This is a genomic window from Streptomyces sp. NPDC048639 (genome assembly GCF_043199075.1).
GTDB lineage: Bacteria > Actinomycetota > Actinomycetes > Streptomycetales > Streptomycetaceae > Streptomyces.
The window spans coordinates 50,820-63,726 of sequence record NZ_JBICVP010000009.1; the positions used below are offsets into that span (position 1 = coordinate 50,820).

Sequence of the window (12,907 nt, forward strand, 5' to 3'; positions counted from 1 at the left end):
GACCGTACGGGCGACCCCCTTTGGGGAGGGGGCCGCCCGTCGGCGTGTGCGGAAGCAGTTCACGAACCCGCTGCCGCGGGCGGTCCCGCGTCCGAACTACGCGGCGGGGCGCGGGCGGTGGAACTCCGCCCGCCAGCGTCGCCGGCCGGGCTCACCGGACAGGCGGACGTCCTCGACCCGTACCGCCTCCAGAGGCCCGGCGGCGAAGGCATCGATCTCTCGCCGCGTGAGCGGCCATGGAGGCCCGCCCTCCGGGGCGCCGTCCTCGTCGCGGGCGGCTGCGATGGCGAGGAGGGTCCCGCCGGGACCGGTCATCTCCGCGACACGGTCGATTGCCGCTCGCCGGACCGGATCCGGAAGGGCCTGCACCGTGAGGATCTCGACGACGAGGTCGAAGGCCCCCCGCCACTCCGCGGGCGGATCCAGCAGATCCGCGGCCCGGTAGCGGACGGCCGAGCCGGGGAACCGGCGGTGGGCGGCGGCGATCGCGGAGGCCGAGATGTCGAAGGCGGTCGTGTCGAACCCGTACCCCGCCAGCAGTTCGGCATCGAAGCCCGGGCCACAGCCGACGACGAGGGCCCGCTTCCGGGTGGCCGGGCGCGGCCGGTCCCGCAGCCACTCCACGAGCATCGGGTGAGGCCCGCCGCGGTCCCACGGCACGATCGCCCCGCCCCCTTCCGCAGCAGCGTAGAGACGCTCGAACCAGCCGGTGGGATCGTCGTCGGCGAGCGACTCGGCCGACAGCCGCCTGGCGTCCTCGTCCGGGTCCCGTCGGGGGTCCGTTCCCGTCATGGCAGCTCCGCCTCCGATCACATCCGTCCGTGTCCCGCAGCGTATGCGAGGACGTATGAGCGCCAACACGGCGTCCTGGACAGCGGAACGGAGGTGCGCGGGACAGGACGTGGCGGTAGAAGTGGGCTCCATGAGCGAACCCTTCGAAGAACTGCTGCCGTCCACCCGCCGGGCTCTGGAGCACCGGATCGCGACCGCCCAGGCCGAGGGGCGTGCGCCGTCGGTCGTCGGGGCCGTCGTCCGGGAGGGGCGGACGGTCTGGACGGGAGTCCGCGGTTCGGTCGACGGCAGTCCGGCGGGCCCCGAGCCGGACGCCGATACGCAGTACCGCATCGGTTCCCTCACCAAGACCTTCACGGCTGTTCTCGTCCTGCGGCTCCGCGACGAGGGAGTGCTCGACCTCGCCGACCCCCTGGAGAAGCACCTCCCCGACGCCGCCCACACCGTCGGCGTGGGCGAGGTGACGATCGCTCAACTCCTCGCGCACACCTCCGGCCTCGCTGCCGAGACACCCGGCCCCTGGTGGGAACGGACCCCCGGCTCGCTGCGCCCCGACCTCGCCGACGTCCTCGGCGAGGATCCGCTGCTGCACCCCTCCGGGCGGGTGCACCACTACTCCAACCCCGGCTACACGGTGCTCGGTTCGCTCGTCGAGAGGCTGCGTGAAGAACCCTGGGAGGCGGTACTCCGGCGCGAGGTGCTCGCGCCGCTCGGCATGGATCGTACGTCCGCACAGCCCCGGTCGCCGTACGCCGAGGGCTGGGCCGTGCACCCGTGGGCGGACGTCCTGCTGCCCGAACCGGCCGAGGACCTCGGACTGATGGCTCCCGCCGGGCAGTTGTGGTCCACCGCCGCGGACCTCGGCCGCTGGGCGCGCTTCCTCGCCGAGGGCGACGCGCGGGTGCTGAGCCCGGCGACCGTGGCCGAGATGCGGAGGCCCGCGTCCGCGCCGGATGCCGACAGCCTGGACGCCGGTTACGGTCTGGGGCTGCAGCTCGTCCGAAGGAACGGGCGCACGCTCGTCGGGCACACCGGTTCCCTGCCCGGATTCCTCGCCACGCTGTGGGTGAGTGTCGAGGACGGCCTGGCCGGGATCGCGATGGCCAACTCCACCTCCGGTCCCCTCGTCGGCGGGCTCGCCTCCGACCTCGTACGGATCACCGCCGAGCACGAACCCCGGATTCCCGCGCCGTGGGTGCCGCTGCCCGACGTCGATCACGGGCTGCTGGAGCTCACCGGCCCTTGGTACTGGGGTCCGGCTCCGTTTCTGGTGCGTCTGACGGCAGGGCGCGGGCTGGAGTTGGTGCCCCTGTCGGGCGCGGGCCGTGCATCCCGTTTCCGCGCCGAGGAGGGTGACACCTGGACGGGGCTGGACGGCTACTACGCGGGGGAGACGCTGCGCGCGGTGCGTGGTGCGGACGGTGGGGATGCGGGCGCCGTGACCCATCTCGACCTGGGGTCCTTCGTGTTCACGCGCCGGCCGTACGACCCGGGGGCCGTGGTGCCCGGGGGTGTCGACCCGGAGGGGTGGCGGCCCGCCCCGTCCGCGTCGTAACGAGGGGCGGTCGGCCGAGCGCGGAGGACGCACGCCATCAGCACGCGGTCGTCACGCCATGTTTCACGTGAAACAGGTCGCCGTATCGACCATCAGGCCGCGAGTTCGCGCTCCAGCGGAGTGCGGAATCTCGGGGTGATCCGGGCCGTGGCGGTCCAGTCGGCCAGGCGCGCGGCCTCCCGCTCCACCGCCTCCGCCGCTGCCCGCCCCCGATCGGTGAACAGCCGCCACACGATCTCGCCGTCCGGGCGCTGTGCCCAGCCGCCGATGACCTCGCCGTTCCACCACACCGTCGGCCCGACGTTGCCGCTGCGGTCGAAGAGAGGAGGGCGGTGCTCGTCCGCGAGGAACCAGGCGCGGTGGCGCCGGCCCATGGCGGTCGGATCCAGCCCCGGGAGCAGCGCGGCCCACGGCTCGACCTCCGGAGCGGGCGCGTCGTCGCCGGGCAGAACCAGACCGGTCCCCTCGTCGATACGGACCTCCTCGGTGCCCACTGCGTTGAGCACCTCGCGCGTCGCGCCGAGCGTCCAGCCGGTCCACCACGCGAGGTCGGCCTCGGTCGCCGGACCGTACGAGGCGAGCCACCGACGGGCGAGTTCGGCCTTGGCCTCGTCCTCGGGGAGCGCGGGCAGGGGCTCGGCCGGCACCCACCGGAACTGACTCGACGTCCATGCCCCGCGCGGCCGTGAGCGGCGGATCCGGCCGTCGGCCGCGAGGCAGCGCAGCACACGGGTGGCGACGCCCTGCATGGTCTCGGATGACGTGCCGGGGAAGACGGTGATCTTCTGCCGGAGGGCGGGGACGGTCGCGGAGAGTTCGCTGCCGGTCGCCTCACCGAGGCCGTCGAGGGCGCTGAGCGTGGCCCGTTCCGCGTCGGCGAGCCAGGCGGCGTCGAGGGAGGTGTTCCACTCCGTCAAGTGCCGTACGAGGGTGGCCCGTTCCTTCGCGGCGATGGCGCGGCCGTGGGATGCCTCGACCACCGGAGCCAGGTCCCCGCTGACGGCGAACATGGTGCGACGCATGCACAGCAGCCGCACCAGGGTCACGTCCTCGTAGAGCGCGCGCTCCACCTCCGTCACCGCGGGGGAGGTCAGCCGGGCACCGGCGGAGAGGAAGACCGTCGCGGCATCGGTGGCGTGCAGGCCGACGACCGCGTCCGCGGTCTCCTCGGCGGTGGCGGCACGGTGGGACGCGGCGAGGCGGTGCCGGACGCCGATCCTGGCGCGGCGCTCCTCGGCGCCGATCCACCGCCCACCGCTCATCGCCTGCCTCCGTGATCCCCGCCGGGCCCACCTCCGCTCACCGTACGCCGGAGCACGAGCGCGGCAGGGCACTCCGGCAGTGAGCGCTGTGAGGCGAGAGCTGTCAGAGGACGAGCTTGAAGCCGACGTGGGAGGCCGTGAAGCCGAGGCGCTCGTAGAAACGGTGGGCATCGGTCCGGCTGGCGTCCGAGGTGAGTTGCACCAACTGGCAGTCCTGGCGCCGTGATTCCTCGACGGCCCACTCGATGAGACGGCTTCCGAGGCCGCTCCCGCGCTCGTCGGCGTGGATGCGTACGGCTTCGATGATCGAACGCGTGGCACCGCGCCGGGACAGGCCGGGGATCAGGGTGAGCTGGAGCGTGCCGACCGTACGGCCGTCGCGGGTCGCGACCACCAGCCGCTGGTTGGGGTCGTCCGTCAGCCGCTCGAAGGCCCGGTGGTACGGGGCGAGTTCGTCCAGGGACTCGCGCTGCGCGCCGAGCGGGTCGTCGGCCAGCATCGCGACGATGGCGGGTACGTCGGCCGGGACCGCCGGACGGATGGTGAGGTCGCTCATGCGGGCAGGCTACGGGGCGTCGCCCGGACGGCTTCCCGCGGTGCGGCCTGTGGGGCGGCAGGACGGATGCGTGAGGTGGCCGTGGCCCTCGGCAGCCCCCCGTACGTGCCCTACGCGGGGGCGGGCTCGATCCGGCCGGACCGTCCATGCGGCTCCGGTTCCGCATCGTGGCCTGGTACCCGCCGGACCGGAACCGACCCCGGTCCGAGTCCCTCCACCGCCGCCACGAGCGGAGCCAGCTCCGGTGACTTCGCGGCCTGGTCCAGTGCCTCGCGCAGCGCATGGTCGTTCGTCGGGCGGGCGGCATCCAGCAGCTTCCGGCCCGCGGTGGTGACCTCCGTATAGATGCCGCGCCGGTCGGTGGGGCAGAGGTAGCGCGTCAGCAGTCCGCGGTCCTCGAGGCGGTTGACCAGGCGGGTCGTCGCGCTCTGACTGAGCACCACCGAGTCGGCGAGCTGGTTCATCCGCAGATGGCCGCCCTCGCCGGAGTGCTGTCCGCTGAGCACGTCCAGGACGGAGAACTCGCGGACGCTCAGTTCGTGCGCGGCCTGCAGGGCGCGCTCGATGTGCGCCTCGATCCTGCCGTGCAGCAGGGACAGGGCGCACCAGTTCTGGGCGAGGTACCGCTCGGGCGCTGTCTGCCCGTCCCGCTCCGGTTCGGTCATCCGGTGCCCTCCTGGGTGTCTTGTCCTGTCCGCGGCCGGGCGCGGGCCCGTGTTCGTCCCGGGGCCGGCACGCGACGGGCCGGTACCGCTCTCTCCCGGCGCTCGCGCTCCCTGCGACCAGGATAGGCCAGCTTCACAATATCCCGCGCTTGCAAATAGGCAGCGTCTGCAATTATTGTCAACGCCGGAAACAAGCACGCGCATCACACCATGCAGGAAGGGCGCTACTCATGCCGCTCGCACTCCTGGCGCTGGCCATCGGCGCCTTCGGTATCGGCACCACGGAATTCGTGATCATGGGGCTTCTGCCGGAGGTCGCCGCCGATTACGGCGTCTCGATCCCCACCGCAGGTTTCCTGGTCACCGGCTACGCCCTCGGAGTCGTCATCGGTGCGCCGCTGATGACGGTGCTCGGCACCCGAGTGGAGCGGAAGCGGATGCTGATGCTCCTGATGGGACTGTTCATCGCGGGCAACGTGCTCTCGGCGCTCGCCCCCGCCTTCGGCGTGATGCTCGCGGGCCGGGTGCTCGCCTCGCTCGCGCACGGCGCGTTCTTCGGCATCGGCTCGGTGGTCGCCGCCGACCTGGTCGCCCCGCACAAGCGGGCCGGAGCCATCGCGATGATGTTCACCGGTCTCACCGTCGCCAACGTCGTAGGCGTCCCGCTCGGCACTCTGGTCGGCCAGAACCTCGGCTGGCGCGTCACCTTCGCGATCGTCGCGGGGCTCGGTGTCCTCGGCCTGGCAGGTATCGCCCGGCTCGTCCCCCGGCAGCCGCGTCCCGAGGGCGTACGGCTCCGCCACGAACTGGCCGCGTTCCGCAACGTCCAGGTCCTGCTCGCGATGGCGATGACGGTCCTCGGCTTCGGCGGCGTCTTCGCGGCCATCACCTACATCACGCCGATGATGACCGAGGCCGCGGGCTTCGCGGACGCCTCCGTCACCTGGCTTCTCGTCCTCTTCGGCCTCGGCATGGTCGGCGGCAATCTGATCGGCGGGAGGTTCGCCGACCGGGCGCTGATGCCCATGCTGTACGTGACGCTGGGCGCCCTCGCCCTGGTACTGGCGCTGTTCACCGTGACCGCGCACCACAAGATCGCGGCCGCCGTCAGCATCGCCCTGATCGGCGCCCTGGGCTTCGCCACCGTGCCGCCGCTGCAGAAGCGGGTGCTGGACCAGGCGGCGGGCGCCCCCACCCTCGCCTCCGCCGTCAACATCGGTGCGTTCAACCTCGGCAACGCGCTGGCGGCCTGGCTGGGTGGCATGGTCATCGCGGCCGGCTTCGGCTACACGGCCCCGAACTGGGTGGGTGCCGCACTCGCCGCCTCCGCCCTTGTGCTCGCCTTCCTCTCCGGGGCGCTGGAGCGCAGGAACAGCGGCGACAGCAAGGACGCCGCCGCTGACAGCCGCATCGTGGCGGGGAGCACGAACGACTCCAGGCACGCCGCATCGGCTCGTGGCTGAGGCTTCCCCTACCCGACGGAGGGGGCGGGGCGGCGTCAGCCCAGCGTCACAGCCATCGGCGCGAAGCGACGGCGATGATCCCCGGGCAGGTCCAGGGCGCCGCGGAGCATCACGGCGCTGGACGTGCGCGGCGCCAGACCGCGGGCGTCGAGCCACTTCCCGAGCGCGCGGTGGCGGGCGTCGGGATCCAGCCGGATCTCTCCCTCCGTACGGACGGCCAAGTCCGCGATCAGCCGGCGCGCGGACGGGTCGTCCTCGGCGACGACCGGTCCGATCACGGTGGCACCGGCCCAGCGCCGGGCGGCCGCGAACCCGGTCAGGCCGCCCGGCCCCTCGGTGACGCGGACCTGATCGACGAACGCGGGCATCCGCGTCAGCAGATGCATCCGGTCCGAGCCGAAGACCTCGGCATCGAGCCCGAGGATCGCCGGGAGATCGGCCCCGGTCGCACGGCGGGTTCCCTCCGGCGCTCCGGGAGCGGCGGGCGCGGGCCGGAAGCGGCCGGTGTACGCCGTCGCGCGGCCGACCGTACGGAAGGCGAACCGCTCGTACAGGGCGCAGCGGCGGTCGGAGTCGCCGGGGCCGGGGTCGGTGGCGAAGAGGAAGACCGGTGTGCCGCCCGCCTCCTCCAGCGCACGGGCCACCAGCCGGCGGCCGAGGCCGCGCCGCGCATGGCGCTCCGCGACCAGCACCGTGCTCAGACACGCCAGTTCGGGGCCGTAGCGGGTGAGGACGAACGATCCGATCAGACCGTCACCGTCCGGGTCGTCGATGCCGAAGCCCTCACCGGCGGACAGCAGAAGCTGCCAGGTGCGGTCGTCGCTCGGCCGGCCGCGACCGGCGGAGAGGTCGAGGCAGCGGGGGAGGTCGGCGCGGGACAGACGGCGGATCGGTGCGGTCCTCAGCAACGTCATGACGCCAGGCTGTCCGACGTGGCCTTCCTCCGCCGACCGGCTGCGTCAACGCCGGAGGAACGGCCGGTGTCGCGTGCGCGACGCCCGCGCCGGGTGAGCCCCCAGGGCTTGAGCACCGAGATCGCGGTGACGAACACATACAGCGCCGTGGCGACGGACGGCGCGACGACCAGATCGGTCGCCGCGGCCCCGACGGGCTCCGCGGACGCCACGGCTCGCGCGGCGTCGTCGATCGCGGGGCGGAGGGAGAAGGCCGTGGCGGCGGTCGCGACGAGCGTGAGCCAGAACTTGGTGCACACCCAGCGGTACCGGGCCAGGCCCCACCGGGTGCCCAGCGACAGCACGAGCCCGCTGACGAGGGACAGCACCGCGATCGGAAGGATCAGCCAATCGCCGAAGACCTGCATCGAGCGGTACGAGGCCTCGGCGGTCTCCGCCGAACCCGTGATCGCGGCCGTGATGCCGAGGGCGAGCAGTCCGACGGTCAGGCCGAGCCAGCCGACGGACACGCCGACGTGGACGACGAGGAGGGCCCGGCGGGCCGGGCGGGAGAGCTGCTTCATGGCTCCCACGGTCGCGGGCCCGGCGCCGTCGGTCGTCGCACGGCGGGAGTATTCGCGGGGCCTCCCACCGTAGGAGGCCCGTGCCCTCGGGTTGGCGATGGCGTCGTTGCCGGGACCGTGTTGCCCGTCGTTCGCGCACCTCGGCCCCTGCCCGGCGGCGATGCCCGACCTCGCCCGCCGTCCGGCCGCTCCCCTAGGCTCGCCGCATGCCCCGCCTCCACCTCTTCGACCTCGACGGCACGCTGCTGTACGGCTCGGCCGCCCCCGTCGAGATATCCCGGCAGCTCGGCCTGGCCGAGGAGATCGCGGCACTCGAGCGCGACTTCGCGACCCGGCGGATCGAACCGCCGGAATTCGCGCTGCGCGTGCGCGAGTTGTGGGCGGATCTCACGGAGGCGCATGTGACGGCGGCCTTCGAGGGTGCGCCGTGGCTCTCGGGCATCCGCGAGGTGTGGGCGGACATCCGCGCGGGCGGGGACTACTGCGCGGTGATCTCGCTGTCGCCCGGCTTCTTCGTCGACCGGCTGAGGGACTGGGGCGCACACGCCACGCACGGGTCGCGCTTCCCGGCGGTGCCGTTCCGCGAGCCGGTCGATCCCGCGGGGATCCTGTCCGCGGGCGCGAAAGTGACCGTCGCCGACGCGTTGTGCGAGCGGTTCGGTGTGCGCCGCGCGGACTGCGTGGCCTACGGCGACTCGATGTCGGACGCGGAGCTGTTCGCGGCGCTGCCGTCGTCGGTCGCCGTGAACGCGGACCACCATGTCAGCGGGCTCGCCTCGTATGCGTACACGGGGCGGGATCTGCGCGAGGCGTACGAACTGTTGCGTAACCGCGGGTAATTCACTACTCGTCAGGTGACAAGAGAATTCAGTGGAATGTGGGCGAGATCACCGGGTGCGCAACCGATTTCGTCGGGGCGCGAGATCGGGGCTTGTGGATTCAACCTGGCCCGGTATGGTCGAGTCCGGTTCTGCCGTGAGGCCGTGCGACAACAAGGCGTGGGGAAGCGACAGCCTAACGGGAACGGGGCCGCCGTTGCCCGGACTTCCGGCATTTTGTCCGCCGGAGAGGGTGGGGGTGGCACGCTGCACGGGAGGGAAGTCGCGGCCAATGTCACTGCACGGGGCCTCTGTCCGCTTCATGGGGTCTTGCTGAGGTTGGTGCCTGTGGTCAACACTCGTGAGGCAGTGATCCAGAAGGAGCGGTGAATTTGCCGGCACATTCCGAGTTCGGAAGTGCCCGCAAGTGCAATGACCGGCCAAGACCGACGGAATGACGACCGAAAGACGTTCGAGGCGAGGCAGACCATGGATGCTCCGACCACGACGCCGGCCGACAACAATGGCTCCGGCGGCGACAGGGGCTGGTTCACCCCGACCCCGAGTCGGAAGCAGAGTGCTCCCGAGGGCGGGGACCAGGAGCAGGGGGAAGACCGGATACCCAGCCGCCCGGTGAGCGCGATACGGCCGGTGGGCACGCCCGGCACGGACCGTCGCCCGGAACCGGCTCCGCACACCGCGCAGGGCGCGTACCCGGGGCGGCAGCGGGCGGACGAACACCAGCGGACATCCGACGGGGAACCAGGACAGAACGGCGCCGAGCCGGGGCGGAACGGCGGTCCGGTACCCGGAGAGCCGCCCCACAGCTCGTACTTCGCCACCCCGCCGCCTTATCCCGTGCCCCAGGGGCCCACCCATGACGGCCCTCGCCCGGCGGAGACCGCTCCCGCCTCCTCGTTCTACGGGCCGAGACCCGGATCCGGGCCCGTGCCGGGGCAGAACGGGGCAGGGCCCGCGGGAGCCGGACCGGCCGAGTCCAGGCGGAACGATTCCGCGCAGCCGGACAACCGCTCGGGGGGCTTCTCCTTCTTCGGCGGCTCGTCCGCACCACAGGCACCCGCACAGGCGGCCCCGCAGGCGCCCGTCCCCCCGCAGGCCCCCGCTCCCCAGTCGGTCCCGCAGCCCGCGCCGGGCCCCGGGCCGGGCAGCGACCGCCCGACCGCTCCGCCCGCGGACGCCGGACGGGACCGCACCGGGACCCCGGACGCCGGGACCCCGAGTGCCGGGACCCCCGCCACCGGAACCGCCGTCCCGCCCACCGCGACCCCCGGCCCCGGCACGAACGCCGCCGCCGTCGCCGACAGCACGGTCGCCGACACCGCCGGCGCCCGGGCCACCGCAGACACGGACAGCGGGTCCCCTTCGCCCGACGCGATTCTCATCCGCCGCACCATGGCCGAGATCGACCCCGTGGCGGACAAGGTCACCTCGTACTTCTACGCGATGCTCTTCGTCCGCCATCCCGATCTGCGCGAGCTCTTCCCCGCCGCCATGGACACCCAGCGCGACCGGCTGTTCCGCGCGCTGCTCACCGCCGCCGAGCATGTCGACGACGCCGGAACGCTCACCGAGTACCTCGTCGGTCTCGGCCGCGGCCACCGGAAGTACGGCACGCAGCCCGAGCACTACCCGGCCGTCGGCGAGTGCCTGCTCCTCGCGCTCGGGCGCTACGCCACGAAGAGCTGGGACGCGGAGACGGAGGCCGCCTGGGTGCGCGCCTACACCGCGATCTCCCAGATCATGATCGACGCCGCGGCGGTGGACGAGCGCACCGCCCCCGCCTGGTGGGACGCCGAGGTCGTCTCCCACGACCTGCGCACCTCCGACATCGCGGTCATCACGGTGCGGCCGAGCCAGCCCTACGCCTTCCGCGCCGGCCAGTACACGACGCTGGAGACCCCGTGGTGGCCGCGCGTCTGGCGCCACTTCTCCTTCTCCTCCGCGCCCCGCCCCGACGGCCTGCTCTCCTTCCACATCAGGGCGGTCCCGGCGGGCTGGGTCTCCAACGCCCTCGTCCACCGCGCACGTCCCGGCGACGTCATCCGCCTCGGTCCGCCCGTCGGATCCATGACCGTCGACCACAACAACGACAACGGTCTGCTGTGCCTGGGCGGCGGCACCGGGATCGCGCCCATCAAGGCGCTCGTCGAGGACGTTGCCGAGCACGGCCGCAAGCGCGCGGTCGACGTCTTCTACGGCGCGCGCAGCGACCACGACCTGTACGACATCGACACCATGCAGCGGCTCGAGCAGACGCACCCGTGGCTCCGCGTCCGCCCGGTCGTCGCCGACGGCCGTGCCCCGGCCGGGGTTCTGAGCGGCCCGCTGCCCGAGGTGGTGCGCCAGTTCGGCCCCTGGGACACCTACGACGCCTATCTCTCCGGACCTGCCGGGATGGTCCGCAACGGCATCGACACCCTTGTCGGGATCGGCATTCCGCCCCACCGGATCCGTCACGACTCCATAGAAGAGCTGGTCGCGTCCGCGCCCGGTCAGGGCGCATAGGGAGGATTCTGGTGGGGGCGGAACCAGTCGGCGACGGCCCGACTCCGGTCACGGTGCGTACCGCCGTACGACCGGGCAGCGACGGCGAACACGCGCTCCAGGAGCGGATGGACACCAGCCGACGAGCGGACCGCTTCTACGAGGAGCAGGTGCTCGACCGGCTGAACGACCGGATGCGGGAGTTCGTCGGGCGCCAGGAGATGTTCTTCCTCGCCACGGCCGACCGGCACGGCGAGTGCGACTCCACCTTCCGCGCCGGCCCGCCCGGCTTCCTCCAGGTCGTGGACGAGAAGACGCTCGTCTACCCCGAGTACCGGGGCAACGGCGTGCTCGCCAGCCTCGGCAACATCGAGGAGAACCCCCATCTGGGCATCCTCATGGTCGACTTCCTGCGGGACCGGATCGGTCTGCACGTCAACGGCCGCGCCCGCATCGTGCCCGACACCGACATGCGCGCGGCGCACCCGGACCTGCCGGTGGACCCGGTCCCCGGCCGCCGCGCCCAGCTCTGGGTCGAAGTCACGGTCGAGGAGGCGTACATCCACTGCGCCAAGCACATCCCGCATCTGCAGAAGATCCCGCCGCAGGAGCGCGGGCGCCGGGCCTGGGGCACGGACGACGTCAAGCGCAAGGGCGGCGACTTCTTCGGTGCGGCCGCCGAGGCGAAGGAGCGGGAGCCCCAGAAGCGGCAGGCGGCGCCGGGTCATTCGTTCGTCGCGGCTGCGGAGCAGGTGCTGGCCGATGCGCGGAAGCGGCGGGCCGAGGAGCCCGAGCAGCAGCCGTTCACCGGCTGGTTCGTCTAGACCCGAGGCCGCCCGCTCGCTCCGGCGGACAGGCTGGTGCGGGACGTCGGGGACAATGGGACGACGTCCCGCGATCACGTACGGGCGTCTCGTCCCACGGCAGGAGGTCACGCACGTTGGCCCCGAAGGACCAGGCCGCTCCCGCGCACGGAGACGGCGGAGACGGTACGGCCCCCGGCGCTCTGCGGGCGGACTGCGCGAACTGCTTCGGGCTGTGCTGTGCGGCGCTTCCCTTCGCCCGCTCCGCGGACTTCGCGGCCGACAAGGCCGCGGGTGAGCCCTGTACCCACCTGCGAACGGACTTCCGCTGCGGTATCCACGCCGACCTGCGGGAGCGGGGCTTCTCCGGCTGTACGGTCTTCGACTGCTTCGGCGCGGGCCAGAAGGTCTCGAAGATCACCTTCGGCGGGGAGGACTGGCGGAAGGCGCCGGAGACTGCGCGGCGGATGTTCGCGGTCTTCCCCGTGATGCGGCAGCTCCAGGAACTGCTCCGCTACCTCACCGAGGCGCTCGCCTGGCCGCAGGCCCGCCCCGTCCACGACGACCTGCGCCGGGCGCTCGACACGACCGAACGCCTCACCCACGGCAGCCCGGAGGACCTGGTGGATCTGGACGTCGCCGCCGTCCGCCGGGACGTGGGCGCCCTGCTGGAGCGGGCCAGCGAACTGGTCAGGGCCACCGTCCCCGGCCCGCGCAGGAAGCGCAGGGGAGCCGATCTCGTCGGTGCCCGCCTCGACAGGGCCGATCTGCGGGGAGCCGACCTCCGCGGCGCGCTCCTCATCGCGGCCCGTCTCCGCACCGCCGATCTCCGCGGTGCCGATCTCCTCGGGGCGGACTTCAGGGACGCCGATCTGTGCGGTGCCGATCTGACCGGGAGCCTTTTCCTCACCCAGCCCCAGGCCAATGCGGCCAGGGGGGACGCGGCGACCCGTCTGCCCAAGGGGCTCGACCGTCCCGCTCACTGGCGCTGATCCCAGGGCGCCGGGGCGT

11 protein-coding genes and 1 pseudogene are annotated in these 12,907 nt (G+C 72.8%); 6 read left to right on the forward strand and 6 right to left on the reverse strand.

Annotation, left to right across the window (positions count from 1 at the left end):
- Positions 1-96: 96 nt before the first annotated feature.
- The gene (locus tag ACGFNH_RS24185; protein WP_393656972.1) at positions 97-792 is read right to left on the reverse strand and encodes a class I SAM-dependent methyltransferase; all 696 of its coding nucleotides are present in this window, start codon (positions 790-792) and stop codon (positions 97-99) included.
- A 130-nt stretch (positions 793-922) separates the two neighbouring features.
- On the opposite strand from ACGFNH_RS24185, the gene ACGFNH_RS24190 reads away from it, so the two are divergent.
- The gene (locus tag ACGFNH_RS24190; RefSeq protein ID WP_393656973.1) at positions 923-2,347 is read left to right on the forward strand and encodes a serine hydrolase domain-containing protein; all 1,425 of its coding nucleotides are present in this window, start codon (positions 923-925) and stop codon (positions 2,345-2,347) included.
- A 92-nt stretch (positions 2,348-2,439) separates the two neighbouring features.
- Here the strand turns inward: ACGFNH_RS24190 and ACGFNH_RS24195 are convergent, their stop codons facing one another.
- The 3 genes and pseudogenes from ACGFNH_RS24195 to ACGFNH_RS24205 all read right to left on the reverse strand — a co-directional run.
- Positions 2,440-3,609: a winged helix DNA-binding domain-containing protein gene (locus tag ACGFNH_RS24195; protein ID WP_393656975.1), complete on the reverse strand. Its 1,170-nt coding sequence runs from the start codon at positions 3,607-3,609 to the stop codon at positions 2,440-2,442.
- A 103-nt stretch (positions 3,610-3,712) separates the two neighbouring features.
- Entirely contained in the window at positions 3,713-4,165 is a 453-nt protein-coding gene (locus ACGFNH_RS24200; protein WP_393656977.1) for a GNAT family N-acetyltransferase, read from the reverse strand.
- A 206-nt stretch (positions 4,166-4,371) separates the two neighbouring features.
- Positions 4,372-4,830 (reverse strand): annotated as a pseudogene (locus tag ACGFNH_RS24205) (MarR family winged helix-turn-helix transcriptional regulator); the annotation flags it as partial.
- 230 nt (positions 4,831-5,060) lie between these two features.
- Here ACGFNH_RS24205 and ACGFNH_RS24210 point away from each other — a divergent pair.
- Positions 5,061-6,293 (forward strand): MFS transporter, encoded by a 1,233-nt coding sequence (locus tag ACGFNH_RS24210; protein WP_393656979.1) that lies wholly within the window; start codon positions 5,061-5,063, stop codon positions 6,291-6,293.
- A 35-nt stretch (positions 6,294-6,328) separates the two neighbouring features.
- Here the strand turns inward: ACGFNH_RS24210 and ACGFNH_RS24215 are convergent, their stop codons facing one another.
- Positions 6,329-7,207, reverse strand: coding sequence for a GNAT family N-acetyltransferase (locus ACGFNH_RS24215; RefSeq protein ID WP_393656981.1), 879 nt, complete (start codon positions 7,205-7,207; stop codon positions 6,329-6,331).
- Positions 7,204-7,770: a DUF2269 domain-containing protein gene (locus ACGFNH_RS24220; RefSeq protein WP_393656983.1), complete on the reverse strand. Its 567-nt coding sequence runs from the start codon at positions 7,768-7,770 to the stop codon at positions 7,204-7,206. The genes ACGFNH_RS24215 and ACGFNH_RS24220 overlap by 4 nt, the downstream gene beginning before the upstream one ends.
- 206 nt (positions 7,771-7,976) lie before the next feature.
- On the opposite strand from ACGFNH_RS24220, the gene ACGFNH_RS24225 reads away from it, so the two are divergent.
- From ACGFNH_RS24225 to ACGFNH_RS24240, 4 genes are all read left to right on the forward strand, one after another.
- Positions 7,977-8,609 (forward strand): HAD family hydrolase, encoded by a 633-nt coding sequence (locus ACGFNH_RS24225; RefSeq protein ID WP_393656985.1) that lies wholly within the window; start codon positions 7,977-7,979, stop codon positions 8,607-8,609.
- A gap of 468 nt (positions 8,610-9,077) precedes the next feature.
- Positions 9,078-11,114 carry a globin domain-containing protein gene (locus ACGFNH_RS24230; protein ID WP_393656987.1) on the forward strand — a complete coding sequence of 679 codons (2,037 nt, stop codon included), beginning with the start codon at positions 9,078-9,080 and terminating at the stop codon, positions 11,112-11,114.
- A 107-nt stretch (positions 11,115-11,221) separates the two neighbouring features.
- Positions 11,222-11,917, forward strand: a complete 696-nt coding sequence (locus ACGFNH_RS24235) for a pyridoxamine 5'-phosphate oxidase family protein (RefSeq protein ID WP_393657565.1) — start codon at positions 11,222-11,224, stop codon at positions 11,915-11,917.
- A 116-nt stretch (positions 11,918-12,033) separates the two neighbouring features.
- Positions 12,034-12,888 (forward strand): pentapeptide repeat-containing protein, encoded by an 855-nt coding sequence (locus ACGFNH_RS24240; RefSeq protein ID WP_393656989.1) that lies wholly within the window; start codon positions 12,034-12,036, stop codon positions 12,886-12,888.
- The last annotated feature ends 19 nt before the right edge of the window (positions 12,889-12,907 follow it).

What these genes read in the sequence shown, in the direction of transcription:
- ACGFNH_RS24185 (WP_393656972.1), bottom strand. Translation starts at nt 792, where the DNA reads ATGACGGGAACGGACCCCCGACGGGACCCGGACGAGGACGCCAGGCGG.
- ACGFNH_RS24190 (WP_393656973.1), top strand. Translation starts at nt 923, where the DNA reads ATGAGCGAACCCTTCGAAGAACTGCTGCCGTCCACCCGCCGGGCTCTG.
- ACGFNH_RS24195 (WP_393656975.1), bottom strand. Translation starts at nt 3,609, where the DNA reads ATGAGCGGTGGGCGGTGGATCGGCGCCGAGGAGCGCCGCGCCAGGATC.
- ACGFNH_RS24200 (WP_393656977.1), bottom strand. Translation starts at nt 4,165, where the DNA reads ATGAGCGACCTCACCATCCGTCCGGCGGTCCCGGCCGACGTACCCGCC.
- ACGFNH_RS24210 (WP_393656979.1), top strand. Translation starts at nt 5,061, where the DNA reads ATGCCGCTCGCACTCCTGGCGCTGGCCATCGGCGCCTTCGGTATCGGC.
- ACGFNH_RS24215 (WP_393656981.1), bottom strand. Translation starts at nt 7,207, where the DNA reads ATGACGTTGCTGAGGACCGCACCGATCCGCCGTCTGTCCCGCGCCGAC.
- ACGFNH_RS24220 (WP_393656983.1), bottom strand. Translation starts at nt 7,770, where the DNA reads ATGAAGCAGCTCTCCCGCCCGGCCCGCCGGGCCCTCCTCGTCGTCCAC.
- ACGFNH_RS24225 (WP_393656985.1), top strand. Translation starts at nt 7,977, where the DNA reads ATGCCCCGCCTCCACCTCTTCGACCTCGACGGCACGCTGCTGTACGGC.
- ACGFNH_RS24230 (WP_393656987.1), top strand. Translation starts at nt 9,078, where the DNA reads ATGGATGCTCCGACCACGACGCCGGCCGACAACAATGGCTCCGGCGGC.
- ACGFNH_RS24235 (WP_393657565.1), top strand. Translation starts at nt 11,222, where the DNA reads ATGGACACCAGCCGACGAGCGGACCGCTTCTACGAGGAGCAGGTGCTC.